The 26383-nt window shown below is 69.5% G+C and carries 25 protein-coding genes; 8 read left to right on the top strand and 17 right to left on the bottom strand.

Going from position 1 to position 26383, the window contains the following annotated elements:
• Positions 1-173 precede the first annotated feature (173 nt).
• Positions 174-1550: an acyltransferase family protein gene (locus J8M50_RS34070; protein ID WP_059047697.1), complete on the top strand. Its 1377-nt coding sequence runs from the start codon at positions 174-176 to the stop codon at positions 1548-1550.
• Here J8M50_RS34070 and J8M50_RS34065 read toward each other — a convergent pair.
• The 9 genes from J8M50_RS34065 to J8M50_RS34025 all read right to left on the bottom strand — a co-directional run bounded on the left by J8M50_RS34065 (position 1516) and on the right by J8M50_RS34025 (position 12462).
• On the bottom strand, positions 1516-1863 hold the full coding sequence (locus J8M50_RS34065; protein WP_010356886.1) for a CDP-alcohol phosphatidyltransferase family protein: 348 nt from the start codon (positions 1861-1863) through the stop codon (positions 1516-1518). The two genes, J8M50_RS34070 and J8M50_RS34065, sit on opposite strands and share 35 nt — an antisense overlap.
• Positions 1864-1981: 118 nt before the next feature.
• Positions 1982-3496 carry an Asp-tRNA(Asn)/Glu-tRNA(Gln) amidotransferase subunit GatB gene (gatB, locus tag J8M50_RS34060; protein WP_010356885.1) on the bottom strand — a complete coding sequence of 505 codons (1515 nt, stop codon included), beginning with the start codon at positions 3494-3496 and terminating at the stop codon, positions 1982-1984.
• Between the two features lie 16 nt (positions 3497-3512).
• Entirely contained in the window at positions 3513-3755 is a 243-nt protein-coding gene (locus tag J8M50_RS34055) for a hypothetical protein (protein ID WP_010356884.1), read from the bottom strand.
• Positions 3752-5245: an Asp-tRNA(Asn)/Glu-tRNA(Gln) amidotransferase subunit GatA gene (gene gatA, locus J8M50_RS34050; protein WP_010356883.1), complete on the bottom strand. Its 1494-nt coding sequence runs from the start codon at positions 5243-5245 to the stop codon at positions 3752-3754. The genes J8M50_RS34055 and gatA overlap by 4 nt, the downstream gene beginning before the upstream one ends.
• A gap of 5 nt (positions 5246-5250) precedes the next feature.
• The gene (gene gatC / locus J8M50_RS34045) at positions 5251-5547 is read right to left on the bottom strand and encodes an Asp-tRNA(Asn)/Glu-tRNA(Gln) amidotransferase subunit GatC (protein ID WP_010356882.1); all 297 of its coding nucleotides are present in this window, start codon (positions 5545-5547) and stop codon (positions 5251-5253) included.
• Positions 5548-6065: 518 nt separating this feature from the next.
• The gene (locus J8M50_RS34040; protein ID WP_010356880.1) at positions 6066-6419 is read right to left on the bottom strand and encodes a VOC family protein; all 354 of its coding nucleotides are present in this window, start codon (positions 6417-6419) and stop codon (positions 6066-6068) included.
• A 401-nt stretch (positions 6420-6820) separates the two neighbouring features.
• The gene (locus J8M50_RS34035; RefSeq protein ID WP_010356879.1) at positions 6821-9019 is read right to left on the bottom strand and encodes a putative bifunctional diguanylate cyclase/phosphodiesterase; all 2199 of its coding nucleotides are present in this window, start codon (positions 9017-9019) and stop codon (positions 6821-6823) included.
• Between the two features lie 260 nt (positions 9020-9279).
• On the bottom strand, positions 9280-11454 hold the full coding sequence (ligA, locus tag J8M50_RS34030) for an NAD-dependent DNA ligase LigA (protein WP_010356878.1): 2175 nt from the start codon (positions 11452-11454) through the stop codon (positions 9280-9282).
• Between the two features lie 12 nt (positions 11455-11466).
• Positions 11467-12462, bottom strand: coding sequence for a methionine synthase (locus J8M50_RS34025; RefSeq protein WP_010356877.1), 996 nt, complete (start codon positions 12460-12462; stop codon positions 11467-11469).
• 95 nt (positions 12463-12557) lie between these two features.
• On the opposite strand from J8M50_RS34025, the gene J8M50_RS34020 reads away from it, so the two are divergent.
• Entirely contained in the window at positions 12558-13964 is a 1407-nt protein-coding gene (locus J8M50_RS34020; RefSeq protein WP_010356876.1) for a glycosyltransferase family 39 protein, read from the top strand.
• Between the two features lie 5 nt (positions 13965-13969).
• Here the strand turns inward: J8M50_RS34020 and J8M50_RS34015 are convergent, their stop codons facing one another.
• Positions 13970-14659, bottom strand: a complete 690-nt coding sequence (locus tag J8M50_RS34015) for an SDR family oxidoreductase (protein ID WP_010356875.1) — start codon at positions 14657-14659, stop codon at positions 13970-13972.
• A 361-nt stretch (positions 14660-15020) separates the two neighbouring features.
• Positions 15021-16055 carry a glycosyltransferase family 8 protein gene (locus tag J8M50_RS34010; protein WP_010356874.1) on the bottom strand — a complete coding sequence of 345 codons (1035 nt, stop codon included), beginning with the start codon at positions 16053-16055 and terminating at the stop codon, positions 15021-15023.
• Positions 16056-16152: 97 nt separating this feature from the next.
• On the opposite strand from J8M50_RS34010, the gene J8M50_RS34005 reads away from it, so the two are divergent.
• Complete coding sequence (locus J8M50_RS34005) at positions 16153-16902, top strand: Stf0 family sulfotransferase (protein WP_158002819.1); 750 nt, start codon at positions 16153-16155, stop codon at positions 16900-16902.
• A gap of 31 nt (positions 16903-16933) precedes the next feature.
• Here J8M50_RS34005 and J8M50_RS34000 read toward each other — a convergent pair whose 3' ends face one another.
• Positions 16934-17473, bottom strand: coding sequence for an LOG family protein (locus J8M50_RS34000; RefSeq protein WP_029184264.1), 540 nt, complete (start codon positions 17471-17473; stop codon positions 16934-16936).
• A gap of 52 nt (positions 17474-17525) precedes the next feature.
• Between J8M50_RS34000 and J8M50_RS33995 the strand changes: the two genes are divergently transcribed.
• Complete coding sequence (locus J8M50_RS33995; protein WP_010356870.1) at positions 17526-17849, top strand: DUF427 domain-containing protein; 324 nt, start codon at positions 17526-17528, stop codon at positions 17847-17849.
• 90 nt (positions 17850-17939) lie between these two features.
• Entirely contained in the window at positions 17940-18830 is an 891-nt protein-coding gene (locus tag J8M50_RS33990) for an amidohydrolase family protein (RefSeq protein WP_010356869.1), read from the top strand.
• Between the two features lie 4 nt (positions 18831-18834).
• On the opposite strand, the gene mnmA is transcribed toward J8M50_RS33990, so the two are convergent.
• On the bottom strand, positions 18835-19956 hold the full coding sequence (mnmA, locus tag J8M50_RS33985) for a tRNA 2-thiouridine(34) synthase MnmA (RefSeq protein WP_010356868.1): 1122 nt from the start codon (positions 19954-19956) through the stop codon (positions 18835-18837).
• Between the two features lie 86 nt (positions 19957-20042).
• On the opposite strand from mnmA, the gene J8M50_RS33980 reads away from it, so the two are divergent.
• Positions 20043-20717 (top strand): N-acetylmuramoyl-L-alanine amidase, encoded by a 675-nt coding sequence (locus J8M50_RS33980; protein WP_010356867.1) that lies wholly within the window; start codon positions 20043-20045, stop codon positions 20715-20717.
• A 105-nt stretch (positions 20718-20822) separates the two neighbouring features.
• On the top strand, positions 20823-22349 hold the full coding sequence (locus tag J8M50_RS33975) for a multicopper oxidase family protein (RefSeq protein ID WP_010356866.1): 1527 nt from the start codon (positions 20823-20825) through the stop codon (positions 22347-22349).
• A gap of 19 nt (positions 22350-22368) precedes the next feature.
• Here J8M50_RS33975 and J8M50_RS33970 read toward each other — a convergent pair whose 3' ends face one another.
• The 3 genes from J8M50_RS33970 to J8M50_RS33960 form a co-directional block, all read right to left on the bottom strand.
• Positions 22369-23538: a cysteine desulfurase family protein gene (locus J8M50_RS33970; RefSeq protein WP_010356865.1), complete on the bottom strand. Its 1170-nt coding sequence runs from the start codon at positions 23536-23538 to the stop codon at positions 22369-22371.
• 412 nt (positions 23539-23950) lie between these two features.
• Positions 23951-24226, bottom strand: coding sequence for a hypothetical protein (locus tag J8M50_RS33965; protein WP_010356864.1), 276 nt, complete (start codon positions 24224-24226; stop codon positions 23951-23953).
• Between the two features lie 2 nt (positions 24227-24228).
• The gene (locus J8M50_RS33960; protein WP_010356863.1) at positions 24229-24405 is read right to left on the bottom strand and encodes a hypothetical protein; all 177 of its coding nucleotides are present in this window, start codon (positions 24403-24405) and stop codon (positions 24229-24231) included.
• A gap of 127 nt (positions 24406-24532) precedes the next feature.
• Between J8M50_RS33960 and J8M50_RS33955 the strand changes: the two genes are divergently transcribed.
• Positions 24533-25159: a TetR family transcriptional regulator gene (locus J8M50_RS33955; protein ID WP_010356862.1), complete on the top strand. Its 627-nt coding sequence runs from the start codon at positions 24533-24535 to the stop codon at positions 25157-25159.
• Between the two features lie 183 nt (positions 25160-25342).
• Here J8M50_RS33955 and J8M50_RS33950 read toward each other — a convergent pair whose 3' ends face one another.
• A complete protein-coding gene (locus J8M50_RS33950; RefSeq protein ID WP_010356861.1) occupies positions 25343-26323 on the bottom strand; it encodes a helix-turn-helix transcriptional regulator in 981 nt (326 codons plus the stop codon).
• Between the last annotated feature and the right edge of the window lie 60 nt (positions 26324-26383).

Here is a 26383-nt window from a genome sequence, read left to right as displayed (position 1 = left end):
CCTCTCGCGTAGGTCTGCTGTCGGGACGACCCTTTCACGGCTCCCGGATCCGGCGGCGAGCCACCCCTCGTCGCATCACAGGGGTGTAACAACTCCCGTCCCGGCAACAACTATTGGGGCGCCCGCGACTCCTACACCCGTAGGAACCGCACAGTCTGTCGACAGGAGGAACGGTGTCCATCCGTCCGGTGAACAGTCCCGACCGGCCGCCACGGCTCGCACTCGTCGACGGGCTGCGCCTCGCGGCGGCGCTCGCGGTCGCCTGTTTCCACTACTTCGGCCAGAACTTCCCGAGCATATGGGGCGAGGCACCCCGGGACTTCGCGTACACCGTGCACCGCGCCTCGATGTACGGCTGGCTCGGGGTCGAGATGTTCTTCCTGATCAGCGGGTTCGTGATCTGTATGAGCGCGTGGGGGCGCACGCCGGGCGAGTTCGCGGTGTCCCGGCTCTCGCGGCTCTTCCCCGCGTACTGGGCGGTGATCGTGCTGCTCGTCACCCGGCTCGCGGTGTTCCCCCAGAAGTCCGACAACCTTCCGGAGGACCTGCACCCGCGGACCGTGCTCTCCAACCTGACGATGTTCCCGGGGCCGCTGGACGTCGATCTGCTCGCCGGGGTCGCCTGGACGCTCGATCTGGAGGCGCGTTTCTATCTGCTGATGGCGATCGTGCTGAAGTTCGGCGCGACCTACGAGCGGCTGCTCGGCTTCTGCACGGTCTGGCTGGTCGCCGCGTACGTCACGCACTCCACCCAGAACAAACTGCTCGACCAGTTCGTCCTGAGCAGCTACGCGGGACTGTTCGTCGCCGGGATCGCGCTCTACCTGATGTTCCGCTTCGGGCAGAACCTGATGCTCTGGACCCTGCTGGGGATGGCGTGGGCGTACCAGCTCAGCGTGCTCCAGATACGCGTCGACTGGCACATGGCCGCGCCCGGAAGCACCCACACCGTCTCCTGGAGCCTGTGCGCGCTGCTGCTGACGGCGTTCCTCGGCGTCCTCATGCTGGCCACCATCGGCCCGCTGCGGGACGTGAGCTGGCGCTGGTTGGTGACGGCGGGGGCGCTGACCTACCCGTTCTACCTGGTCCACATGAGCCTCGGCTACCCGCTCGCCAAGGGGATCACGCGGCACGTGCCCGCCATCGGCCACTGGGGGAACATGGCGGTCGTGACGACCGCGATGCTGCTTCTGTCGTACGGCATCCATCGGTGGGTGGAGCGGCCGGTGGGGCTGTGGATGCGTGGGGGGCTCAGCCGGGGGCTGGCGGCGGCGCGGGGGGCGAAGGAGCCGGTGGCTGGGGGGCCGGCGGCTGGGAAGCCGGTGGCCGAGGAGGCGGCGGCCGGAAAGCCGGTGGCTGGCGAGACTGCGGCCGGAAAGCCGGTGGCTGGGGAGACCGCGGCCGAGGAGCTGGTGGCCAAGGAGACCGTGGCCGGGGAGCCAGCGGCTGGGAAGCCGGTGGCCGAGGAGCAGGTGGCTGGGGAGACTGCGGCCGAGGAGACGGTTCGGGTGCCCGTCAGTGTGCCTGGTCCCCGAACGCCATCACCATGACGCCGAGGACCAGCAGCCACAGAGCGCGCCGGGTGTGACCGCGCGAACCCAGGTACGCCGCGAACGCGCAGATCGCGGCGCCCGTCGCGAACGCGGCCGGGACCAGGGCCGGGGTGCGTCCGCCGAGGCGCAGGAGGGCGGCGGCGGTGCCGGCGAGGGCGAGCAGGATGCCGGTGCCGGTCGCCGTCCAGCGGGCCCGGCGGGCCTCTTCGAACGGGTCCATGTCGTCGTCCTCGGCGTCCCCGGCGGTGGCGCCGGGCAGGGGGTGGGTCGTCGTCATGTCGTCGGTCTCGTCCCGGGTGTCGGTCCTCATGGCGCGGGAGCGTAGCGCGCCTCCCTGAGTACGGGTCTGCTCCCCGGATGACTCACTCCGGGAACGGCTGGAGGGGTTGGCGCGGTGACACGCCAACCCCTCCTCGCGCTCAGGGCGACTAGCCCTCGCTGACGCCCAGTTGCTCCAGGATCAGCTCCTTGACGCGTGCCGCGTCCGCCTGGCCCCGCGTCGCCTTCATGACCGCGCCCACCAGCGCGCCCGCCGCGGCCACCTTGCCGCCGCGGATCTTGTCGGCGATGCCGGGGTTGCCCGCGATCGCGTCCTCGACGGCCTTGTTGAGCGCGCCGTCGTCGGAGACGACCTTGAGGCCCCGCTTGTCGACGACCTCGTCCGGGGTGCCTTCGCCCGCGAGGACGCCCTCGATGACCTGGCGCGCCAACTTGTCGTTCAGGTCGCCGCTGGTGACGAGTTCGGAGACCCGGGCGACCTGCACCGGCGTGATCGCCAGCTCGTCCAGGGAGACCTGGGACTCGTTGGCGCTGCGGGCCAGCTCGCCCATCCACCACTTGCGGGAGGAGGCCGCGTCCGCGCCGGCGTCGATCGTCGCGACGATCAGATCGAGCGCGCCGGCGTTGGTGATCGCCTGCATCTCGGTGCCGGTGATGCCCCACTCGGCGAGCAGCCGGTTGCGTCGGGCGAGCGGCAACTCCGGGAGCCCCGTACGGATTTCCTCGACCCACGCGCGCGACGGCGCGACGGGGACGAGGTCGGGCTCCGGGAAGTACCGGTAGTCCTCGGCCTCTTCCTTCACGCGGCCGGAAGTCGTGGACCCCGTGTCCTCGTGGAAGTGCCGGGTCTCCTGGATGATCGTGCCGCCCGCGTTGAGGACCGCCGCGTGCCGCATGATCTCGAAGCGGGCCGCGCGCTCGACGGACCGCAGCGAGTTGACGTTCTTCGTCTCGCTGCGGGTGCCGAACTTCTCCCGGCCGTGGGGCCGCAGCGACAGGTTGACGTCGCAGCGCATCTGGCCCATCTCCATGCGGGCCTCGGAGACGCCGAGCGCCTTGATCAGCTCGCGCAGCTCACGGACGTACGCGCGCGCGACCTCGGGAGCACGCTCCCCGGCGCCCTCGATCGGCTTGGTGACGATCTCGATGAGGGGGATGCCGGCGCGGTTGTAGTCGAGCAGGGAGTGGGACGCGCCGTGGATACGGCCGGTGGCGCCGCCGACGTGCGTCGACTTGCCGGTGTCCTCCTCCATGTGCGCGCGCTCGATCTGCACGCGGAAGGTCTCGCCGTCCTCCAGCTGGACGTCCAGGTAGCCGTTGAAGGCGATCGGCTCGTCGTACTGGGAGGTCTGGAAGTTCTTCGGCATGTCCGGATAGAAGTAGTTCTTCCGGGCGAAGCGGCACCACTCGGCGATCTCGCAGTTCAGCGCGAGGCCGATCTTGATCGCGGACTCGACGCCGGTCGCGTTGACGACCGGGAGCGCGCCGGGCAGGCCGAGGCAGACCGGGCAGGTCTGGGTGTTCGCGTCCTGCCCGAGGGCGGTCGAACAGCCGCAGAACATCTTGGTCTTGGTGCCGAGTTCGACATGGACCTCAAGGCCCATGACGGGGTCGTACGACGCGAGTGCGTCCTCGTACGACACCAGGTCGGTCGTGGTGGTCACGGTGAAAACTTCCCTCTCAGCCCAGCAGGACGTCGTCGTCGCCCAGCCGCTTCAGCTCGCGGTACAGGATGGCGAGGCCGGTGACGATCGCGACCGCGGAGACGGTGGCGTCGATCAGGCGCAGGGTGTCCTGCTCGGCGCGGGCCTTCTTGATCTGCTTGGCGACACCGAACGCGCCGAACGCGGTGGTGGCGATGGACACGTACGTACCGGACTTGGACTTCTTGAAGCCCTTGGCCTTCGACAGTGCGTTGCTCACAGCGACGGAGCCTCCTCCAGGAGCGGGTGGCCCCACTTTTCCACGAAGGCGGCCTCTACGGCGGCCCCGACCTTGTAAAGCCGGTCGTCCTTCAGCGCGGGCGCGATGATCTGGAGGCCGACGGGGAGGCCGTCCTCCGGCGCGAGGCCGCACGGCAGGGACATCGCCGCGTTGCCCGCGAGGTTGGTCGGGATCGTGCACAGGTCGGCCAGGTACATCGCCATCGGGTCGTCGGCGCGCTCGCCGATCGGGAAGGCGGTGGTCGGCGTCGTCGGGGAGACGATGACGTCCACCTGCTCGAACGCCTTCTCGAAGTCCCGCGTGATCAGCGTGCGGACCTTCTGCGCGGAGCCGTAGTACGCGTCGTAGTAACCGCTGCTGAGCGCGTACGTGCCGAGGATGATCCGGCGCTTGACCTCCGGGCCGAAGCCGTCGGCGCGGGTGATCGAGGTGACCTCCTCCGCCGAGTGCGTGCCGTCGTCTCCGGTGCGCCTGCCGTAGCGCAGGCCGTCGAAGCGGGCCAGGTTGGAGGAGCACTCGCTCGGCGCGATCAGGTAGTACGCCGACAGCGCGAGGTCGAAGCTCGGGCAGTCCAGCTCCACGATCTCGGCGCCGAGCTCCTTGAGCATCGTCACCGACTCGTCGAAGCGCTGGAGCACGCCCGCCTGGTAGCCCTCGCCGCGGAACTGCTTGACCACGCCGACGCGCATACCCGCCACGCTGCCGTTGCGGGCCGCCTCCACCACCGGCGGGACCGGGGCGTCGATCGACGTCGAGTCCAGCGGGTCGTGGCCGGCGATCACCTCGTGCAGGAGCGCCGCGTCGAGCACCGTACGCGCGCACGGGCCGCCCTGGTCGAGGCTGCTGCTGAACGCGACCATGCCGTAGCGGGAGACCGCGCCGTACGTCGGCTTCACGCCGACCGTGCCGGTGACGGCGGCGGGCTGGCGGATCGAGCCGCCGGTGTCCGTGCCGATCGCGAGCGGGGCCATGTGGGCGGCGAGCGCCGCGCTGGAGCCGCCGCCGGAGCCGCCGGGGATCTTCGTCAGGTCCCAGGGGTTGCCCGTCGGGCCGTACGCGCTGTTCTCCGTGCTCGACCCCATGGCGAACTCGTCCATGTTGGTCTTGCCGAGGATGACGACGTCGGCGGCCTTGAGGCGCTTGGTGAGGGTGGCGTCGTACGGCGGGATCCACCCCTCAAGGATCTTGGACCCCACGGTCGTCGGGATGCCCTCGGTCGTGAAGATGTCCTTCAGCGCGAGGGGCACACCGGCGAGGGGGCCCAGCTTCTCGCCGTTCGCGCGCTTGGCGTCCACGGCGGCGGCCTGCTTCAGCGCGCCCTCGCGGTCGACGTGGAGGAAGGCGTGCACCTTCTCGTCGACCGCCTCGATGCGCGCGAGGTGCGCTTCGGTGACCTGTACGGCGGTGAGTTCGCCGGACGCGATCTTCTCGGCCGTCTCAGCGGCCGTGAGCTTGATGATGTCCGTCACTGTGGTTAGTCCTCCCCCAGGATCTGCGGCACCTTGAAACGCTGCTGCTCCTGGGCCGGGGCGCCCGAGAGCGCCTGCACGGGGGTGAGCGAGGGACGGACCTCGTCCGCACGCATGACGTTCGTCAGCGGCAGCGGGTGCGAGGTCGGGGGTACGTCTTGATCAGCGACCTCACTGACGCGTGCGACGGCGCCAATGATGTCGTCCAGCTGTCCCGCGAAGTGATCCAACTCTTCGCTCTCCAGCTCCAGACGCGCCAGCCGGGCGAGGTGGGCGACCTCCTCGCGCGTAATGCCAGGCATGCAGCGTTCCTCTGGGGTGAGTGGATGTGGTTTGGGGCCAATCCTAGGGGGCGGGGGTCGGTGGACGGTAAACGGTTTGGGGCGGGGGGCTGGAGGGGGTGGGTTCTGGGCCGTCCGCGTCGGAAACCGGTGGGGGTTCGAGGGGGCTCGTCAGTACCGTGGCCGTATGTGTTTCTACTTCTCCGTCTTCTACAAGCCGCACTACGCGTGCGTCTCCTGCCGCGTCAGCTTCAAGCGGCACATCGGGCCGGGGACGCAGACGCCGTGTCCGAACTGCGCGCGTCCGCTCGTGTGCGCGGGGTTCGACTTCGCCGCGCCGCCGCGGCGGGATGTCCGGGGGTGGTCCGTGGTGGCCGCTGTGCTGGGGGAAGGGTTGCGGTACGACGGGAGGTCGGGGTGCGGGTGCGGGAAGGAGCCCAAGTATCGGCCTCGTACACGCGCCGACCTGCGCGCGCGGCGCGTCGTAGCCGTACGGCAGGGGGTTCCCCTCCGCGAGGCCCTCTCCCGCCCCGACCCCCTCACGCCGGCTCCCACAACTCGATCCGGTTCCCCTCGGGGTCGGTGACCCAGCCGAACCTTCCGACGCCGGCCATGGTCTGCGTCTCCTCCGCCACGTCCGCGCGCTTCTCACGTAGCTGTGTGAGCATCGCGTCCAGGTCCCGGACCCGGAAGTTCAGCATCGTGCGCTGCTCTCTGGCTCCGAAGTACTCCGTGTCGCTTTCGAACGCCGCGAACACCGTGGGGCCGGGCTCCTGACGCCATAGCCCGTTGTCGTCAGCGTCCAGGCCCAGGCAGTCGCGGTACCAGGTGTGCAGGGCTGCGGGGTCGTTTGCTCGGATGAAGTAGCCGCCGATTCCGAGGACGTGTTCCATGGGGTCATCGTGACAAAAGAGAGAGCATTCGGCAGGGCCGAGGGGGGTGGGGCTTGCGGGGTGGGGTGGCTCGGTGGGGTGCGTGAGGGTTGGGGTGGGGACGGTGGGGGTTGGTTCTGGAGTGGGCGGGGGACGGCGTGATGGAAACGGACATGCTGACGCCGACTTCGGAAGACGGGCCCTGCCCATGGGCGCGTCAGCGCCCTCCTAGGGGCGCGGGGCTGTATCCGATATGCGGCTACCGCCGCGTGGGCGCGACCAGCCACGACGAACCGGGAACCGTCAGACGGCATGGCGAGGCAGGACGTACGAAAACAGTGGACCCGCAGCCGCCGACGGCGAGCCCGCCCCCACAGGAGACGCCCGCCTCTTGAGGTGCTGGAAACGGGTGGGCCGGTGGGTTACTCCGCCGCAGGGAGCGCCGCTCGGGGGCGTTGCCAGCCGCGTGCGCCTCGCGCTCGTAGCCACGCCGTTGTTTCCTCCGGCGGCATCGCCGCAGCCACCAGCCAACCCTGGACCGCGTCGCAGCCCAGGTCCCGGAGCCGTTCCCAGGTCTCGTCGTCCTCTACGCCCTCGGCGACCACCAGGAGGCCCAGGGAGTGCGCGAGGTCGACGGTGCAGCGCACGATTTCCGCGTCCTGTGTGTCGACGGCCAGCCGGGCCACGAAGGAGCGGTCGATCTTCAGCTCGCTGACAGGGAGGCGGCGTAGGTGCACCAGCGAGGAGTACCCAGTGCCGAAATCGTCCAGGGACATCTTCACACCGTGGCCGGTGAGCCCGTTGAGCGTGTCGGCCGCGCGCTGGGGGTCCTCCAGCAACACGTGCTCGGTGATTTCGAGTTGGAGCGCTCCCGCAGGGACACCGTGCCGCGCGAGGCGAGCCGCGACGGACCCGGCGAAGCCGGGCGTATGGACGTCACGCGGCGAGACGTTCACGGCGACCGGCACGCGCAAGCCCTGCGCACGCCACCGGGCGACCTGCTCAAGTGCCGTCTCCAGCACGTACTCCGTGAGATGAGGCATCAGCCCCGACGACTCGGCGATCGCGATGAACTCGTCCGGCGGCACCTTCCCCCGCTCGGGGTGGACCCACCGCACCAGCGCCTCAAGCCCGGCCACCTGCCCGTCGAACCGCACCTTGGGCTGATAGTGCAACTGCACCTCGTGCGCATCGAGAGCCCGCCGAAGATCCCCCAACAGCCCCAGCCGATCAGGCGTGTTGGAGTCCCGCTTGGACTCGTACACCTCAACTCCCGTACGGTCCCGCTTAGCCTGGTACATCGCGACGTCGGCCCGCCGCAACAACCCCTCGGCATCGACGGCGTGATCGGGGAACACGGCGACCCCGGCACTGGCCTCCAGCACCAGGGTCAGCCCGTCGAGGTCGAGCGGCGAACTCAGCGTCGTGACAAGGGATCGCGCCACCCGCGTCGCGGACGTCGTGGAGTCGGCGACCGGCAGCAGCACCGCGAACTCGTCCCCACCGAGCCGAGCCACCTCGGCCCCGCGAGGCAGCGCCGCCTTGAGCCGGTCCGCGATCTGCAACAGCAGCCGGTCACCGGCGAGATGCCCGAGCGTGTCGTTCACGGACCGGAACCGGTCGAGATCGATCAGCATCAACGCGGCCCGGGCGCCGATCCGTTCGGCATCGTCCAGCGCGGTCCAGATCCGCTCCAACAGCCACTGCCGGTTGGGCAACCCGGTGAGCGGATCACGGAGTTGCTCCTCGGCGCGCATCCGGGCGATCCACAGCGTGGAGTCGAGCGCGATGAGCGGGATGGAGAACAGCGGCAGCAGGACGGGTTCCGCGTCCGCGACGACACACACCAACGGCGCGATCCCGAGAAGCGCGACGGCGACGATGGACTGCCGCACGAGGGCGGTACGGGCCACCGTGGGCAGCCCGCCGTGGGAGGGCCCTTGCAGGAACCAGACCAGTACCCGGGTGACGGCGAGGTACGCGACGGCGACGAGGACGACCTGAGGGGCCGTGTAGACGGTCCACGTCTCGGGGTCCCACGGCGCTTCGACGGACGGCACCCGCCCGCACACCGCGAGCACCAGCACGCCCGCCCCGATGCCGAGGATGTCGACGGCGCCGTGCAGAATCCCCTGCCGCCACCGGTGCCGACGCGCGACGCCGACGAGGACGACGACGGTGAGGCTGACGAGCCCGGCGGGGACCCAGCCGTACAGCAGCAGCACGGCGAGGGTGAGCGCGGCCCCGGACCCCGTACCGCCCCACCAGCGGACGCGTCCGAGCATGACGAGGTGGCCGACGATGACCCCGGTGAGGAGCGCGAGGGACCACCCGAGGGTGCCGGAGGGGAACAGGGCGTGCCCGCCGGTGAAGGCCTGGTAGAACCCGGCCCCGAGCGCGAGCGCGGCAGCCGCGACGACGACGGCGGGCAGCGCGGGCGGACTCTGCCGCTCCGCGTCACCGTCCACCGGGAAGCCACCCGGCAGCGACCGCACGCCCTCGGCGACCGGCAGCGCCAGCACGGCCTCATCGGCCGTACGACCGGCCCACAGACCACGCCAGTCGATCCCGCCCGGCCTGCGCGGCCGGGAGTCCGGGGCGGCGCTCTCGGTCGGTTCCATTCCCGTTCCCTCTCACAGCCGGCGGTGCCCACGCCGTGCGGCGCACGTCTGGACTCGGTCCGGGCGGCGCCGCGTGGGAAAACCCTGTCCCCGGTTCTGACAAGCCGGGAATGCCCCGAACCGCAACTGGGCACGGCAGGCGCACAACTCAACAGTAGGCCGCTCAGGGCGTGTACGGGCAGCGGTCGGTGACGGTTGCCCGAATGCGCACCGGCCACCCGTATCGCTCACAAATGCACTGAACGGGTGGCCTTTCACGGCTACTCCTCGACCGGAAGCGCCGCGTCCGCAGCCGCCTCGGGGCCCTGCTCCAGGAGGACGGCGAAGCCTTCCTCGTTCAGAACAGGCACCTTGAGCTGCATGGCCTTGTCGTACTTGGACCCGGGGTTGTCACCCACGACGACGAAAGACGTCTTCTTCGAAACCGACCCGGTGACCTTGGCGCCTCTCGTCTGGAGCGCCTCCTTCGCGCCGTCCCGCGTGTGGTGCTCCAGGGTGCCGGTGACGACGACGGTCATGCCCTCCAGCGGACGCGGGCCCTCGTCCTCGCCGGAGTGTTCGTCCTCCATGCGGACGCCCGCCGCGCGCCACTTGCGCAGGATCTCCTGGTGCCAGTCCTCGGCGAACCACTCCTTGAGGAAGGCGGCGGTGATCTCGCCCACGCCCTCGGTCGCGGCGATCTCCTCCTCGGTGGCCTGCTCGATGCGCTCGATGGAGCGGAACTCGCGGGCGAGCACCTCGGCGACGACCGGGCCGACACGCCGGATGGACAGGCCGGTCAGGACGCGGGCGAGGGGGCGTTCCTTGGCAGCGGCGATGTGCTCCAGCATGGCGACGGCGTTCTTCTTCGCCTCGCCCTCCTGGTTGGCGAAGACGGTGGCGATCTTCTCCTCGCCGGTCTTCGGGTCGCGCTTGGGCAGCCCGCTGTCCTGGTCGAGGACGTACGCCTTGATGGGCAGGAGCTGTTCGATGGTGAGGTCGAAGAGGTCGCCCTCGTCGAGCAGCGGCGGCGTGTCGGGTTCCAGCGGCTTGGTGAGGGCGGCTGCCGCGACGTACCCGAAGTGCTCGATGTCGAGGGACTTGCGGCCCGCGAGGTAGAAGAGGCGCTCGCGCAACTGGGCGGGGCAACTGCGGGCGTTGGGGCAGCGCAGGTCGACGTCCGCCTCCTTCATGGGCCGCAGCGGTGTCCCGCACTCGGGGCACTCGGCGGGCATCACGAACGCGCGCTCGGTGCCGTCGCGCAGGTCCACCACCGGTCCGAGGATCTCCGGAATGACGTCCCCGGCCTTGCGCAGCACGACCGTGTCCCCGATGAGGACGCCCTTCGCCTTGACGACGTCCTGGTTGTGCAGGGTGGCGAACTCGACCTCGGACCCGGCGACCGTCACCGGTTCGACCTGCGCGTACGGCGTGACGCGACCCGTACGGCCCACGCCCACACGGATGTTGATGAGCTTGGTGTTGACCTCCTCCGGCGCGTACTTGTACGCGATGGCCCAGCGCGGCGCGCGCGAGGTGGAGCCGAGGCGGCCCTGGAGGGGGATCTCGTCGAGCTTGACGACGACGCCGTCGATCTCGTGCTCGACGGAGTGCCGGTTGTCGCCGTAGTACTTGATGAACTGCCGTACTCCGTCGAGGTCGTTGACGACCTTGTTGTGCGCGGAGGTGGGCAGGCCCCAGTCCTTGAGGAGGTCGTACGCCTCGGACAGGCGCGTGAGGCCGTCGTAGCCCTCCAGGGCGCCGATGCCGTGGACGACCATGTGCAGGGGGCGGCTCGCGGTCTTGCGGGGGTCCTTCTGGCGGAGTGAACCGGCCGCCGCGTTGCGGGGGTTGGCGAAGGGCTTGTCGCCGATCGCGATCAAGTGGGCGTTCAGCTCGGCGAACTTCTCCATCGGGAAGTAGACCTCGCCCCGGATCTCGACGAGGTCGGGGACCTTGTCGCCGGTGAGGCGGTCGGGGATCTCGGCGATCGTGCGGACGTTGGGCGTGATGTCCTCGCCCGTGCGGCCGTCGCCGCGCGTCGCCGCGCGCGTGAGGCGGCCGTGCTCGTACGTCAGGTTGACGGCGAGGCCGTCGACCTTCAGCTCGCACAGGAAGTGGTGGACGGAGGTGCCGACGTCCTTGTGGACGCGCTCGGCCCAGGCGGCGAGTTCGAGGTCGTCGAAGGCGTTGTCGAGGGACAGCATCCGCTGGCGGTGCTCGACGGACGTGAACTCAGTCTCGTACGCGCCCGCGACCTTCTGGGTCGGCGAGTCCGGCGTCCGCAGTTCGGGGAACTCCTCCTCCAGGGCCTCCAGCGCGCGCAGGAGCTTGTCGAACTCCGCGTCGCTGACGACGGGGGCGTCCTTCACGTAGTACCGGAAGCGGTGTTCCTCGATCTGCTCCGCGAGCTGCGCGTGCCGCTCGCGGGCCTCCGTCTGCTTGTCGCCGGCCACCTTTGTCCTCCGTTACTCAGGGTTGTCCGCGAGGGATCTCGCCGCCCGGACGCAGTGGGCGAGCGCGGTGCGGGCGTACGCGGGGGAAGCGCCCGCCAGCCCGCACGCCGGGGTCACCGTCACGGCCTCGGCGAGAAGCGCCGGTGACAGCCCCAGCCTGCGCCACAGCGTCCTGACACCCATGACGCTACCGGCAGGGTCTGACAATGCCGTGTCCGTGCCGGGCACGACACCGGCGAAGAGCTTCGTCCCGGCTTCGACGGCCTCGCCGATCACGTCGTCGTCACGCTCGGTGAGGAGCGAGAAGTCGAAGGAGACGGCGGCGGCTCCGGCCCGGCGCAGCAGGGCGAAGGGGACGTCCGGGGCGCAACTGTGAACGATCCCGTGAGCGTTCACGCCGAGGACGTCCCGGAGGGTCGCCTCCACGATCTGGCGGTCCACGGCGCGGTGGGTGCGGTAGCCGCTGGCGGTCTTGACGTGTCCGCGCAGTACGGAGGTGAGGGACGGTTCGTCGAGCTGGAGCACGAGTTGGGCGCCGGGGACCCTGCGCCGGACCTCCGCGAGATGCTCGCGCAGGCCCTCCGCGAGGGAGCCGGCGAGGTCGCGGCAGGCGCCGGGGTCGGACAGCGCGGACTCGCCGTTGTGGAGCTCCAGGGACGCCGCGAGCGTCCACGGGCCAACCGCCTGGACCTTGAGGAGGCCGTCGTACTCCTGCGTGAACTCCTCCATCGCGTCCAGGTCCTCGCCCAGCCACGAGCGGGCCCGCTTCGTGTCGCGGCCCGGCCGGTCGCCGAGGCGCCAGCCGCTGGGCTCCACGCGCGCGTACATCTCGACGAGCATCCCCGCCGTACGGCCGATCATGTCGGCGCCCGGCCCGCGCGCGGGGAGTTCCGCGAGGTGGGGGAAGTCCTCGAACGAGCCGGTGACCGTCTTGGCGGCCTCCCTGGCGTCGCCGCCGGGCAGGGAGCCGACGCCGGTGGCGGGGGCGAAACGAATGTCTGGGTTCACGTGCGAAGCCTACGTACGCGCGCGGGGGAACCTCGTCCGATGATCTTCGCTCTTCCTGTCCGGCCGTCGACAGCCGTTCCGGGGGGATCCTTTTCATGCCGTATCGCCGTCTGCCCGTGGTGTGGGTCGTACCGGTCCTGTGGACCTGGGCGTTCGGTCTGTGGGGGATCACCCGGCAGGACAGTCTCTGGCGCGACGAGGCGGCCACCTGGCAGGCCGCCTCGCGGTCCACCGGCGAGATCTGGCGGATGCTCGGCAACATCGACGTCGTCCACGGGCTCTACTACCTGCTGATGCACGTCCTGTTCGAGTGGTTCGGCGCGAGTGTCTTCACGCTGCGGCTGCCGTCCGTCGCGGGGATCTCCGTCGCGGCCGGGTGCATCGCCGTCGTCGGGTGCCGGCTCGCCGACCGGTGGGTGGGGCTGGCCGCCGGGCTCGCGTTCGGGCTGCTGCCCGCCGTGCAGTTCCAGCTCCAGGAGGGGCGGTCGTACGCGCTCGTCGCGGCGGGGGCTGCGGTGGCGACGCTGCTGCTCGTCAACGGGGTGCGGGGGCGCGGGCGTTGGGTGCTGTACGGGGGTGTCGTGCTGGTCATCGGGCTGCTGAACTGGCTGTCCCTGATGATCCTCGCCGCGCATCTGGTGACGTTGCTGTGGTGCGGTGTCGGGCGGCGGGTGTGGGTGCGGTGGGGTGTCGCCGGGGCTCTCGCCGTGGTGGGCGTTCTGCCGCTGGTGCTGTTCAGCCGGTCCCAGGCCCAGCAGGTGGCGTGGATACCGCCGTTGACGTGGGGGATGTTGATCGGGCCCGCCGTTCTGGTGGGGATCGGGTGCGCGGGGGCGTTGGTGGATCGCCCGCGCGCGGGGCGGTTGTCCGTGACGGGTGTGGGGTTGCCGTTGCTGGTCGTTCCTCAGGCCGGGTTGATCGGGTTGTCGTTGATTCGGCCGCTGTACATGGATCGGTACGTTCTTTTCAGCATGCTCGGGCTTGCGTTGTTGATCGGATCGTCCCTAGGGGCGGCGATACGGACATTTTCGAAAGCGCGGGGGGTTGTTCTCGCGGGGGTGGTCGCGGTGGCGGTGGTGGCTCTGCTGCCGTACTCCCTCGCGAAGCGGGCGCCGTCGAGTCGTATCGACGACGTCCTTGCCGTCGCCTCCGACGTACAGCGGTTGAAGGGGCCCGGGGATGCCGTGGTGTTCGTGCCGTCGGATCGGCGGGATACGCAGTCCGTGTCGCCCGACGCCTTCGCGGGGTTGCGGGACATCGCGCTGGTGCGGGGGCCTGAGGAGTCCGGGACGCTCAAGGGGGTCGAGGCGGAGGCCTCGCGGATACGGGACGCGCTGTCGGTCGAGCGGCGGGTGCTGCTCGTGACCGATGCCGAGGGGGTCGCGCGGCCCGCGCGTGGGGCGCGGGACCGGGCGAAGGTGGCTGTGCTGGAGCGGTATTTCCGGGTGGTCGCCGATGAGGAGGTCCGGGGGCGGCGGGTGATCGTTTTTGAACGCCTCTGACAGGATCAGCGGCCTGGGCGGACCGTCAGGTCGTTGATCTCCGCGTCCCTGGGGAGGTCGATAGCGGTCAGGATCGCCGTCGCCACGGACTCCGGGTCGATCCATTTCCGCGGGTCGTACTCCTTGCCCTCCTGCTGGTGCACCTTCGCCTGCATCGGGCTCGCGGTGCGGCCCGGGTAGACCGAGGTGACCCGTACGCCGTTGCCGTGCTCCTCGTGGCGGAGGGAGTCGGCGAGGGCCTTGAGGCCGTGCTTCGAGGCGGCGTACGCGGACCACTCCGCGTGGGCGTTCAGCCCTGCGCCGGAGTTGACGAAGAGGACGTGTCCTTTCGTCATGCGGAGCTGAGGGAGGAAGTGGCGGGTCAGCTCCGCCGGGGCGATCAGGTTGACGTTGAGCTGGTGACGCCAGGTCTTGGGCGTGAGGTCGCCCACGGGGCCGAGGTCGACGACACCCGCGATGTGCAGGAGCGTGTCCACGCGGTCGGGGAGGGTCTGGTGGGAGAAGGCCCAGCTGAGTTTGTCGGGGTCGGCGAGGTCGCCCACGAGGGTTTGAGCGCCGGGGAACTGTGCGGCGAGGTCCTTGGCCCGGGCGGCGTCCCGGGCATGGAGTACGAGGTCGTCGCCGCGCGCATGAAGACGGCGAGCAACAGCGGCACCGATACCGGAACCGGCGCCGGTGAGGAGGTGTGTTGGCATGGGGTCATGCTTGCACTTGCTTGTGGTGCGGGTGCAGGCGCGTCGTGGCTGGTCGCGCAGTTCCCCGCGCCCCTGAAGAACGTGGATCCGCCGGGGAGCGAGTGCGGGAAGGTTGCAGGTGGAGAGGTCATGTCGCGGGTGCGGGTCGCGATGCGGCTGACCGCGCCCGCGCGTCGGTAGCCGCATATCGATACAGTCCCGCGCCCCTGAAGAACGTGGATGCGGCCCGGCGTACACGTGGACGAGGTGACGGTCGGGCAGCGCATGCGGATGTTTGTCGAGGGCGTTGACGCGCTTGAGCCCGCCAGCAAGCGCCCGACCAGAACGGCGTGGAGGGCCTCGCCGTAGGCGTACTTCTTGGTCAGGCGAAGTGGGTCTTCTTGCGACGGTGGGGGTAGCCGAACACCTCCGGCTCCGGCGGCAATGGTTCCGGCTCCCTTCTCCTGGTATGCGCCGGGGGCGGCGTCTCCGGGGCGGGTCGGGAGGGTGGCCGAGGGGGCGGGGTGACGGGATTCGGCGGCGCGTCCTCGACGGGCGGGGAGGTCGGCCGAGCGGGCGGGGGTACAGGGTTCGGCGTCGTGTCCTCGACGGTCGGCGCGGTGAAGTGGCGGTATCGCCTGAGGTTCTCCGTGTCCGGGTACGGGTGACGCCATGGCTTGCGGGAGCCGATGAAATGGAGCACGAAGGCACGTCGCTCCTGCTCGCGGTACGCGTCGTACTCCGTATCCAGTCGCGGCGGCCAAGCCTCGGGCGGGATGTCGCGGAAGTCGGTCATCGGGAACACGTTCCAGCGCGGATCCAGCTCGATCCATCGACCGTGCGTGAGCGCGTTGAGCGCGTCCTGCTCCAGGCAGACCGGCACCTGATCCTGGCTCGCGAGCCACTGGAGGACCCGCTCGGTCAAGTTCTCCCGACGCCACTGGCGGAGGTTGCACAGCATCAGCCCGGCATTGAAGTAGGGCGCGAACCGTCCGCTGTCTCCGTCTGCCAGCGCCTCGTGGAGGTTGGGACGCCACATGTCCCGCACGGCCGCGAGGGGGCTGTCACCGAGGTCCGTCGCGAACAGCTCTGTCACGTCTCGCATCAGCACGACGTCCACGTCCATGTACAGCACCACGTCGTCCGGCACCAGCTCCGGCAGGAACAGGCGCGCGTACGTCGCGCCGCTCAGGTAGCGCACCAGCGGCAGGTCGGACAGGTCGCGGCGCAGCCGGACGATCTCCAGATCGAGCCCGAGGGACTTCGCGTGCTCGACGACGTCGGCGCTCGGTGAATCGTCCGTCATCAGTGCCGAGATGCGCACGCCGCTCTGCGGCGGCAGGAAGCGGGCCAGCGACGACAGCATGTTGCGTGCCGCCGATGCGTACTGCCCGTCGAACGCGATCGCTATGCGCATCCCCCGTACCCCATGCCCCCCGTGTTACGACCTAGGAGCCAATACGCTAGGGGCCGGTCGAGCGAGGGTCAAGACGGTCGAAAAGGGGGTGCGACCTGTGGCGCGAGCGCGCGACATGGCGCCGGCGGCGGGCGGAGGTCTGCTCATTTGCAGCACACCGAGGGCAGGGACTCACCTGCTGGCCGGTCTGCTGGAGAGCACGGGTCTGTCGGGGGTACCGGGGGAATACCTGTACAACCGCGTTGTCGAACTGGACGGTGAGGACATCCCGATCGGCCCCGCGCACCGGACGCAGCCGGACCAGCTGCGAAAGCTGACGCGGATCGGGACTTCGGCCAACGGCGTGTGGGGCCTGATCGTCATGGGGTCGTACCTGGACGAGGTCGTCGCCGGGCTGCGGCGGTACCAGTCCGCGAACGGGGCGAGCTGGCGCGAGGTGATCGAGCGCGCCTTCGACCGCCCGGTCTATGTGTGGAACCGGCGGCTGGACACGGCGGCACAAGCGGTGTCTCTGTACCGGGCGATGGAGACCGACGTCTGGTACGCCGACGACGTTCGTGGCGTGGGCGCCGACATTCCCTATCGTCACGACCGGATCGCGCACTGGGAGCGCATGATCCGGGAGCAGAACGAGGAGTGGGCGCGCCGGTTCTCCGACAGCGGGATCACGCCGATCACGGTGACGTACGAGGACACGCTGGCAGACCCGGAAGGTGTGGTGGACCGGGTCCTGGACAGCGTGGGGGTCGCGCGGGACGACCGTCCGGTGCAGCCGCTCACGCGCCGGCAGGGAAACGACGTGAACTCGGAATGGCTGGCCCGGTACCGCCGGGACGTTTCGACGTGACCCCGCTGACCCACCCCTCGTACGGCGCCCCTCAAGACGTGGTTTCGTTCTCCAGCAAGTGCGCCAGCGCCTCCGCCGGTTCCTTCGCGAAGTGCATCAGGCTGGACAGGGGGACCGGGAGGAAGCCCTCGGATTCCATGCGGCGGAATTGTTGTTCCAAGCCGTCGTAGAAGCCTGCTGTGTTGAGGAGGACCACCGGCTTTGTCGTGTGGCCGTGCTTCTTCATCTCCAGGATCTCGGTCGCCTCGTCCAAGGTGCCTGTGCCGCCGACCATGATGACCACAGCGTCGGCCTTCTCGATCAGGAGTTTCTTGCGTTCGGCCAGGTCCTTCGCCACGACCATCTCGTCCACCCTGGGGCGGACCCTCACCGCGAGGAACTGCACCGAGACTCCGCAGAGGCGTCCGCCGGACTCCTCGACGCCATCCGCGACCACCTTCATCAGGCCCGCGTCGGAGCCGCCCCACACCAGGGTGTGGCCGCCCTTGCCCAGGAGCGTCGCGAACTCCCTTGCCGGGAGCGTGTAGCGGTCGTCGAGGTCTGCTGCGGAGAGGAAGACACAGATGCGCATGGTGTACACCGTACGGGGGAACAGGCTGAGGCTCGCCGGTGTTTTGTCGTGCATGGCTGAAGGACATCGCATCACCATCGAACCGTCCTCCGCGCACGTGCGCGTGATGCACGGTGAGCTGCTACTGGCCGAGACCGAGCGGGCGTTGCTCCTGGAGGAGACGGGGTGTCCGCCCCGTTACTACATCCCCGCCGAGGACGTACGCATCGATCTGCTGACCCCCTCCGACACCCACACCGTCTGCTCCTTCAAGGGCACGGCCTCCTACTGGTCCCTCCCCGACGCGCCTGACCTCGCATGGGCCTATCCCGATCCCTACGACGCCGTCGCACAGATCAAGGGACACCTCTGCTTCTACGAACCCGACGTGTCCTGACGGAGTCCCACGCGGCGGACGGTTCCGGTTCGGGCTCGGTGAGGGCGAGTTCGAACCGGAACGTCCTGCCGAATAAGGGAAACTCTGAGAGTGACACACGTCCCTGTGACTCCAGAAGCCGAGCAGATACGCGCCTTCTGGCAACACCTCGGCCTCCCCGGCCTCATCGACGTCCACACCCACTTCATGCCCGAACGCGTCCTCCACAAAGTGTGGGACTACTTCGACTCCGTCGGCCCTCTCACCGGCATGGACTGGCCCATCACCTACCGCACCGAAGAAGCCGAACGCACCGCCCTTCTACGGGACTTCGGCGTCCGCGCCTTCACCGCGATGCTCTACCCGCACAAGCCCGGCATGGCCCGCTGGCTGAATGGCTGGGCCACAGACTTCGCCGGGCGTACGCCCGACTGTCTGCACACCTCGACCCTTTTCCCCGAGCCCGACGTCGAGTTGTACGTCCGGGAAGCCGTCGAGGCGGGCGCGCGGGTGTTCAAGGCGCATGTGCAAGTGGGGGGTTACGACCCCGCCGACGAACTCCTCGACCCCGTATGGGGGTTGCTCGCCGAAGCCGGTGTCCCGGTCGTCATTCATTGCGGGTCGGGGCCCACACCGGGCAAGCACACGGGTCCCGAGCCGATCGGGCGGGTCCTCGCGCGGCACCCCCGACTCCGGCTGATCATCGCGCACATGGGCATGCCGGAGTACGGGGAGTTCCTGGACCTGGCCGAGCGGTATCCCGAAGTGCGGCTGGACACGACGATGGCGTTCACCGACTTCGCCGAGTCCTTCATGCCGTTCCCGCCGGACGTCGTACCCCGGCTGGCCGACCTCGGTGACCGCATCCTCCTCGGCACGGACTTCCCGAACATCCCGTACCCGTACCTGCACCAGCTCCAGTCACTGGAGAGACTGGAGCTGGGCCGGGAGTGGCTGCGGGGCGTGTGTCACGACAACGCGGCGGCGTTGTTCGGGCTCTGACCCGTCAGACCCCGGCGGTCTCGCGCCGCGTCGTCGTCGCGATCGTCGCCGACCCCACGACCCGCGTCCCGTCGTACAGCACGATCGCCTGGCCCGGAGCCACACCCCGTACCGGCTCCGTGAACTCGACCTGGAGTTCCCCGGCGACCAGTTCCGCCGTGACCTCCGTCTCGCCCCCGTGCGCGCGCAGCTGGGCCGTGTAGACCGCCGCCCCTGTGGGAACCGTCCCGCACCAGCGCGGCTTGATGGCTGTGAGGGACGTCACGTCGAGGGCCTCGGCCGGGCCGACCGTCACCGTGTTGTTGACCGGCGAGATGTCCAGGACGTAGCGCGGCTTGCCGTCGGCGGCCGGTGTGCCGATGCGCAGGCCCTTGCGCTGGCCGATCGTGAAGCCGTACGCGCCCTCGTGGGTGCCGAGCTTCGTGCCGGTCTCGTCGACGATGTCGCCCTCGGCCTTGCCGAGACGGTTGGCGAGGAAGCCCTGCGTGTCGCCGTCGGCGATGAAGCAGATGTCGTGGGAGTCGGGCTTCTTGGCGACCGCGAGGCCACGGCGTTCGGCCTCAGCGCGGATCTCGTCCTTCGTGGTCAGCGTGTCGCCCAACGGGAACAGCGCGTGCGCGAGTTGCTTCTCGTCGAGGACGCCCAGCACGTACGACTGGTCCTTCGCCATGTCGCTCGCGCGGTGCAGCTCGCGCGTGCCGTCCGCGCCGGTCAGGACCTTCGCGTAGTGGCCCGTGCACACCGCGTCGAAGCCGAGGGCGAGCGCCTTGTCGAGCAGCGCGGCGAACTTGATCTTCTCGTTGCAGCGCAGGCAGGGGTTGGGGGTGCGGCCGGCCTCGTACTCGGCGACGAAGTCCTCGACCACGTCCTCGCGGAAGCGGTCCGCGAGGTCCCAGACGTAGAACGGGATACCGATCACGTCGGCCGCGCGGCGCGCGTCGCGGGAGTCCTCGATCGTGCAACAGCCTCGCGCGCCCGTGCGGAACGATTGCGGGTTCGCCGAGAGGGCGAGGTGGACGCCGGTCACGTCGTGGCCGGCTTCGGCTGCTCGGGCAGCGGCAACAGCGGAATCGACCCCGCCGGACATGGCGGCGAGGACTCGGAGGGGGCGCGCGGTCTCAGTCATAGCCCCTCCAGGGTACGGGGCCGCGGGAACCAGGGCTCACGGATAAGCGTTGGGGATCATGTGAGGGCAGTGCGGGAAGGGGTTTCATGGGGTCGAGACAGCGGGAAGGCGAGCGGCGTATCGGGCGGCGGGCGCTGATCTTCGGGGGTGTGGCGGCGGCCCTGGGCGGTACGGCCGTGATCGCGCGGGACGACCTGTCGCGGCTGTGGTGGAAGCTGCCCGGGAACCAGCGGCCCCGGGTCGAGGGCGCCGTCGACTTCGTGGGCGCGCGGTGGGTGGAGGCGTCCGACGCGAACTTCCGGTGGGCCGACCGGCCCGACGACTACGACGTCGACATGATCGTCGTCCATGTCACCCAGGGCGATTTCGCCAGCGCCGTAAAGGCGTTCCAGGACCCCGGGCACCTGGCCGCCGCGCACTACATCGTCGGGCAGGACGGCCGGATCGCCCAGATGATCCGCGAGCTGGACGTCGCGTACCACGCGGGAAACCGGTCGTACAACGAGCGGAGCGTGGGCATCGAGCACGAGGGCTTCGTGGACCGGCCGAAGGACTTCACGGACGCGATGTACGCGGCTTCGGCGCGGCTGGCCGCGGGGGTGTGCGTGCGGTACGGGATTCCGGTGGACCGGGAGCACATCATCGGGCATGTGGAGGTGCCGGGGACAGACCATACGGACCCCGGGGAGCACTGGGACTGGGACCGGTATCTGAAGCTGGTCGCAGATGCGAAGGAGGCGTTGTCGAAGGCGGAGGCGTGAGGGCGGGGCTGCGCACGACAGAGGGCGGGGCCGCGTCCAACACACCTACACAACTCCTAACTTCACCCCAGGGCGCGCACAGACCGCTGCTCCAGGCTCCCCGCCATGACGCACTCAACGGAGCACACGAACAGTGGCAAGAGTGAGCACGCGAAGGCCGGCCGGCGCGCGAAGGGCCTGCACCGGCGGAAGTTCCTCGGCGGGATGGCGGGGATCGGGTTCGGGGCGGTCGCGGGGGCCGGTACGGCGGTCGGGCTGCTCGGCGGGACCGACGGGAACAGGGCGAGCGCCGCGACGAACACGGCGACGCTGACCGTGCCGGACCTGCTGGAGGGGACCACCTCGGGGACGACGACCACGTTCACGCTGGAGGCGCGGACCGGTACGCACGACGTGCTGAGCGGCGTCTCCAGCACCAGCGCGGGCTACAACGGGAGTTACCTCGGCCCGACCATGAAGTGGACCAACGGCTCGACCGTCCTGCTGAACATCACCAACAGCCTCGGCGCCGACACGACCGTCCACTTCCACGGCGCGCACATCCCGCCCGAGATGGACGGCGGTCCGCAGAACTCCTTCGCCGACGGCAAGACCTGGTCGCCGACCTTCGAGGTCAAGGACGAGGCGAAGACGCTCTGGTACCACCCGCACGCGCTCGGCACGACCGCCGAGCAGGTCGTCCGGGGGCTCGCCGGGATGATCATCGTCGAGGACGACTCGACGGCGTCCGCCGCGCTGCCCGGCGACTACGGCGTGGACGACATCCCGATCATCCTCCAGTCGCTGGCCGCCGACAGCGGCGGCGACGTCAAGTACAACCTCACCGGGTACCTCGGCGGCAGCCTCGTCTATCCGCTGCTGTGCAACGGGGTCAACGTCGACGACACGACGCTCACGTTCACCGCGACGAAGACGCGGACCCGGTTCCGGGTGCTCAACGCGTCCCCCGCCGACATCCTCACGATCCAGCGCAGCGACGGGGGAACGCTCACCCAGATCGCCACGGATCAGGGGTACTTGGCGTCCGCCGCCGAGGTCGAATCCATCCGGCTCGTCGCCGGTGCGCGCGCCGAGTTCGTCATGGATCTCAGCGACGCCGTGACGCTCCAGACCGTCGTCACGACCGGGTGGGTGCGAGGCGGCAGCGGGACGTACGACTTCCTGACCGTCACGCCGAGCGCCTCCGACACGCCCGCCGAGCTGCCGTCGGCCCTCAACTCCATCACCCGGTACGACACTTCGTCGTTCACCGCGCGCACGATCACGCTCGGGCAGAGCGGGCTCAACATGACGATCAACGGGTCCGTCGGGACGACCATGTCCGGGATGGCGATGATCAGTACGACCCTCGACGCGGAGGAGATCTGGACCGTCACCAACGCGACGCAGTTGGAGCACTCCTTCCATCTCCACGACGTGCCCTTCCAGTTGATCGAGATCAACGGGGAGAAGCCGACGGGGGTGGACCTGGGGTGGTTCGACACGTTCGAGGTGGTCGGCGGTGGGTCCATCAAGATCGCCATGAAGTTCACGGACTTCGCGGACGATACGTACATGTACATGCTGCACTGCCATCTCCTCCAGCATGAGGACGAGGGGATGATGGCGGCGCTGATGGTGACGGAGAGTTAGGTTTTCGGGGGCGGTGGGGCTACGTGAGCCCTGCCGCCCTCGCGCGCTCCACCGCCGGGCCGATCGCCTTGGCGACCGCGTCGATGTCGGCCTCCGTCGAGGTGTGGCCCAGGGAGAAGCGGAGGGTTCCTCGTGCCAGGTCCGGGTCCGTGCCCACCGCCAGCAGGACGTGGCTCGGCTGGGCCACACCCGCCGTACAGGCGGAGCCCGTTGAACATTCGATGCCCTGGGCGTCCAGGAGCAGGAGCAGGGAGTCGCCCTCGCAGCCCGGGAACGTGAAGTGCGCGTTCGCGGGGAGGCGGCCGTTCGGGGACGGGTCGCCACCGAGGATCGCGTCCGGGACCGCCGTACGGACCGACTCGACGAGGGCGTCCCTCAGTGCGCCGATCTCCCTCGCGAACAACTCCCGGTGTTCCGCCGCGTGTTGGCCGGCCACCGCGAACGACGCGATCGCCGGGGTGTCCAACGTGCCTGATCTGACGTGGCGTTCCTGGCCGCCGCCGTGCAGGACCGGTACGGGGGTGTACTCACGGCCCAGCAGGAGCGCGCCGATGCCGTACGGGCCGCCGATCTTGTGGCCCGAGACCGTCATCGCGGCTAGGCCCGACTCCGCAAAGTCCAGGGGGAGTTGGCCGTACGCCTGGACGGCGTCGGCGTGCATGGGGATGCCGTACTCCGTTGCCACGGCGGCCAGTTCGCGGATCGGCATGACCGTGCCGATCTCGTTGTTCGCCCACATGACCGTGGTGAGGGCCACGTCGTCTGGGTTCTTCTCGATCGCCTCGCGGAGGGCGTCGGGGTGGACTCTTCCGTACGGGTCCACCGGGAGGTACTCGACCGTCGCGCCCTCGTGGTCCGCGAGCCAGTCGATCGCGTCCAGCACGGCGTGGTGTTCCACGGGGCTGGCGAGTACGCGGGTCTTCTGCGGGTCCGCGTCCCTCCTCGACCAGTAGAGGCCCTTCACCGCGAGGTTGTCCGCTTCGGTGCCGCCCGAGGTGAAGACGACCTCGCTGGGGCGGGCGCCGAGGGACTCCGCGAGGGTTTCCCTCGCTTCCTCGACCGTACGGCGGGCTCTGCGGCCTGCCGCGTGCAGGGCGGAGGCGTTGCCGGTGACTCCCAGGTGCGCGGTCAGTGCCTCTGCCGCTTGGGGGAGCATCGGGGTGGTTGCGGCGTGGTCGAGGTAGGCCATGGTTCAGCGATTGTACGGGCCTGGGGGCGGGGTGTCGGGGCTCGGGGGTGGGGCGAGGGGGTGGGTGGTTCCGGTGGTGGGGCTGGTGCGGCTTGGTGGGGGCTGGGGTGGGGGCGTTGGCGCTTGCCCGCGCTGGCGGGGTGCCGCTGCGCCCACCCGTGCCGCCCCTAGCGGCACGACTGCCCGCAGCTGGGTGGGGCGAGTGGAGCGGGTGGCGGGGCCGTGGGGGTGGGCGCGACTGGCCGCAGCTGCGCGGGCGCAGTGGAGCGGGTGCGGGCAGTGGGGGTGGCGCGACTGCCCGCAGCTACGCGGGGCGAGTGGAGCGGGTGGCGGGGCCGTGGGGGTGGCGCGGCTAGCCGCAGCTGCGCGGGCGCAGTGGAGCGGGTGCGGGCGGTGGTAAGTGGTGGTGTTGCTAGAAGCTCCACGAGATTGATGCGTCCGCCTGCATGAACGCGAACAGGACCGCCAAGTCCGCTATCCCCAGTGCCAGGCCCAGGAAGGCTCGGCCTCGGCGGGTTGTGCCTCGCAGGAGGGACACCGTTGCCAGGACTATTGCGATCGGGCCCAGGAACAGGTTCAGGACCAGGAGGCCCACCAGGCCCAGGATGAATGACGCCACCGCCATGCCGTCCGGGTCTCGGGGAGTGGCCGTGGCTTGGGGGGTGGGGGCTGCTGTCAGGCGGAGCATCTTCAGGCTTCCCTTCGGGGGCCGGTGGTGCGGCGGCGGGTGGCTCGTTCTCGTGCGGCGAAGATCGCCAGCCATATCGCTATGACCGTCGCCGCGATCAGCGTGACGCTCAGCGGGGCGTGCGCCACCGTGCCCATGGCTACGCCGAGCAGGAGCAGCGCGGCTACCAGGAACAACATCGGGGGATCCCTTCGCGAGACTCGTTGCAGGTGAGTGAACAGTTGTTGTTACAGTTGTTCACTGACTTGGGAGTCTAGTCCCTGTGGCCGGCTTTGCGATTACGGAGAACAGTTGTTAACTGGAGAGATGAGTCACACCGTGGGTGTCCGCCAGGCGCAGAAGCAGAAGACGCGGCAGGCGTTTCTGGATGCCGCGTTGGAGTTGCTGGAGGAGCAGAGTCTCAGCAGCTTGGGGCTCCGCGAGGTGACGCGGGCTGTGGGGGTGGCGCCGACTGCCTTCTATCGGCACTTTCGGTCCATCCCCGATCTTGGGGTTGCCCTTGTCGAGCAGGCGCTCGGGAGTCTGCATCCGATGATCCGTACGACTGTTATCGCTACGGATGATCCTGAGCAACGGATCGCTCGGGCGCTGGAGTTGATCGACGGGCACGTGTCAGCGCATCCCGCGCATGTGCGGTTCATCGCGCGTGAGCGGCATGGGGGGGTTCAGCCTGTTCGGGAGGCTATTCGTGCTCAGCTTGCTCGGTTTGCCGAGGAGGTTCGGGATGAGCTGGCGAAGGATTCCGAGGCAGGGGGGTGGAGTGCGGGGGATCTGCTGATGCTGGCTCAGTTGTATGTGGATCAGATGTTGATCGTCGCCTCGTTGTTCTTGGAGACGTTGGATGCGGGGGCTGAGGAGCGGGCGGTGGCTGTGGATCGGGCTGCTCGGCAGATGCGGTTGATCAGTATCGGGCGGTTGCATTGGAATGCGTAGCGGGGGGCTGGGGACGCGGGTCAGTGCGGCGCCATCGTGGCTGGTCGCGCCCACGCGGCGGAGCCGCAAATCAATACAGCCCCGCGCCCCTAAAAGACCTCGGTGCGCAGGGGGTTTGATGCTCAAGCTCAGCCCTGCTGACCCTCGGCTACGCCGCTCGGTGCTCCCGTCCGACCTGCTCGCTTACCCCAGCTCCCCTTCCTCGCGCTCGTACAGAGCCGTGACAGCAGCCAGCGCTGTGCGTAGTTCTGCTCTGACCTCCGGTGGGGAGATGACCTCCACCTGGTCCGAGAACATGAGGAGTTGGCGGGTCGCTGGGAGTTGTGCGTAGGTGAGGCGTACCGGGACCCAGTTCGTTGATAGGTCCAACTCCTGCTGGGGGTGGGCAAGTTGTGTTGCCGCTATGCGTAGGAAGCGGTCCAGGGCGTCGCGGCGTACCCGGACCTTCACCTCGATCGTGGACGGGCGTTCCTCCACCTGGCGTCTCAATACGTCCCAGGCGTCGGCCAGTTCGACGCCGGGGCGGCGTTTGACCGGGACCGTGAGGTGTTTCGCCGACTGGATGCGGTCCGCGCGGAAGAGCTGGGGTCTGCTGCGGCGGTCGGCGACCAGGTACCAGACGCCCGCCTTGGACACGAGGCCGTACGGGTCGACGGTGTACGTGCGGGGGTCGGTCGTACCGCTGTGCCGGTAGCGCAGGCGCAGGCGGCGGTCCGTGAAGATCGCGTCCTGGAGGATGTCCAGGTCCACGGGTTTCGCCTCGCCGTTCATCCAGCGCGTCGCGTCGACGAGGATACGGCGGCTGGTGACCTCGGCGGCGGGTCGGTGCGGTGCGGGCAGCGCGGCCATCACCTTGCGCAGGGCGGAGCCCAACGCGGAGTCCAGGCCGAGGGCTTCGTGCGCGCCCTGGGCCGCCAGCACGAACAACGCCCGCGACTCGTCGGCGGTCAGGCCGGTGACGTCCGTACGGAACCCTTCGAGCAGCCGGATACCGCCGTGCCGGCCGCGCTCGGCGTACACGGGCACGCCCGCTGCCGACAGGGACTCGACGTCGCGGTAGATGGTCCGCTCGGACACCTCCAGACGGGCGGCCAGCTCGTGCGCGGGGACCAGGCCCCTGGTCTGGAGCAGCAACAGGATGGAGAGGAGGCGATCGGATTTCACGGGACCAGGATCGCGCAAAAAGCTGACGGGAGGTGTCAGGTTTCGGTGACAGCGTCCCCG

This window comes from Streptomyces acidiscabies (assembly GCF_020010905.1).
GTDB lineage: Bacteria > Actinomycetota > Actinomycetes > Streptomycetales > Streptomycetaceae > Streptomyces > Streptomyces acidiscabies.
This window is presented reverse-complemented; position numbering and strand designations above follow the sequence as displayed.

Bases quoted from the DNA above. Each gene is read 5' to 3' on its own strand.
- J8M50_RS34065 (WP_010356886.1), bottom strand. From the start codon at position 1,863: ATGAGGACCGACACCCGGGACGAGACCGACGACATGACGACGACCCAC.
- gatC (WP_010356882.1), bottom strand. From the start codon at position 5,547: ATGCCTGGCATTACGCGCGAGGAGGTCGCCCACCTCGCCCGGCTGGCG.
- J8M50_RS34040 (WP_010356880.1), bottom strand. From the start codon at position 6,419: ATGGAACACGTCCTCGGAATCGGCGGCTACTTCATCCGAGCAAACGAC.
- J8M50_RS34035 (WP_010356879.1), bottom strand. From the start codon at position 9,019: ATGGAACCGACCGAGAGCGCCGCCCCGGACTCCCGGCCGCGCAGGCCG.
- J8M50_RS34020 (WP_010356876.1), top strand. From the start codon at position 12,558: ATGCCGTATCGCCGTCTGCCCGTGGTGTGGGTCGTACCGGTCCTGTGG.
- J8M50_RS34015 (WP_010356875.1), bottom strand. From the start codon at position 14,659: ATGCCAACACACCTCCTCACCGGCGCCGGTTCCGGTATCGGTGCCGCT.
- J8M50_RS34010 (WP_010356874.1), bottom strand. From the start codon at position 16,055: ATGCGCATAGCGATCGCGTTCGACGGGCAGTACGCATCGGCGGCACGC.
- J8M50_RS34000 (WP_029184264.1), bottom strand. From the start codon at position 17,473: ATGCGCATCTGTGTCTTCCTCTCCGCAGCAGACCTCGACGACCGCTAC.
- J8M50_RS33995 (WP_010356870.1), top strand. From the start codon at position 17,526: ATGGCTGAAGGACATCGCATCACCATCGAACCGTCCTCCGCGCACGTG.
- mnmA (WP_010356868.1), bottom strand. From the start codon at position 19,956: ATGACTGAGACCGCGCGCCCCCTCCGAGTCCTCGCCGCCATGTCCGGC.
- J8M50_RS33980 (WP_010356867.1), top strand. From the start codon at position 20,043: ATGGGGTCGAGACAGCGGGAAGGCGAGCGGCGTATCGGGCGGCGGGCG.
- J8M50_RS33975 (WP_010356866.1), top strand. From the start codon at position 20,823: ATGACGCACTCAACGGAGCACACGAACAGTGGCAAGAGTGAGCACGCG.
- J8M50_RS33970 (WP_010356865.1), bottom strand. From the start codon at position 23,538: ATGGCCTACCTCGACCACGCCGCAACCACCCCGATGCTCCCCCAAGCG.
- J8M50_RS33965 (WP_010356864.1), bottom strand. From the start codon at position 24,226: ATGCTCCGCCTGACAGCAGCCCCCACCCCCCAAGCCACGGCCACTCCC.
- J8M50_RS33960 (WP_010356863.1), bottom strand. From the start codon at position 24,405: ATGTTGTTCCTGGTAGCCGCGCTGCTCCTGCTCGGCGTAGCCATGGGC.
- J8M50_RS33955 (WP_010356862.1), top strand. From the start codon at position 24,533: ATGAGTCACACCGTGGGTGTCCGCCAGGCGCAGAAGCAGAAGACGCGG.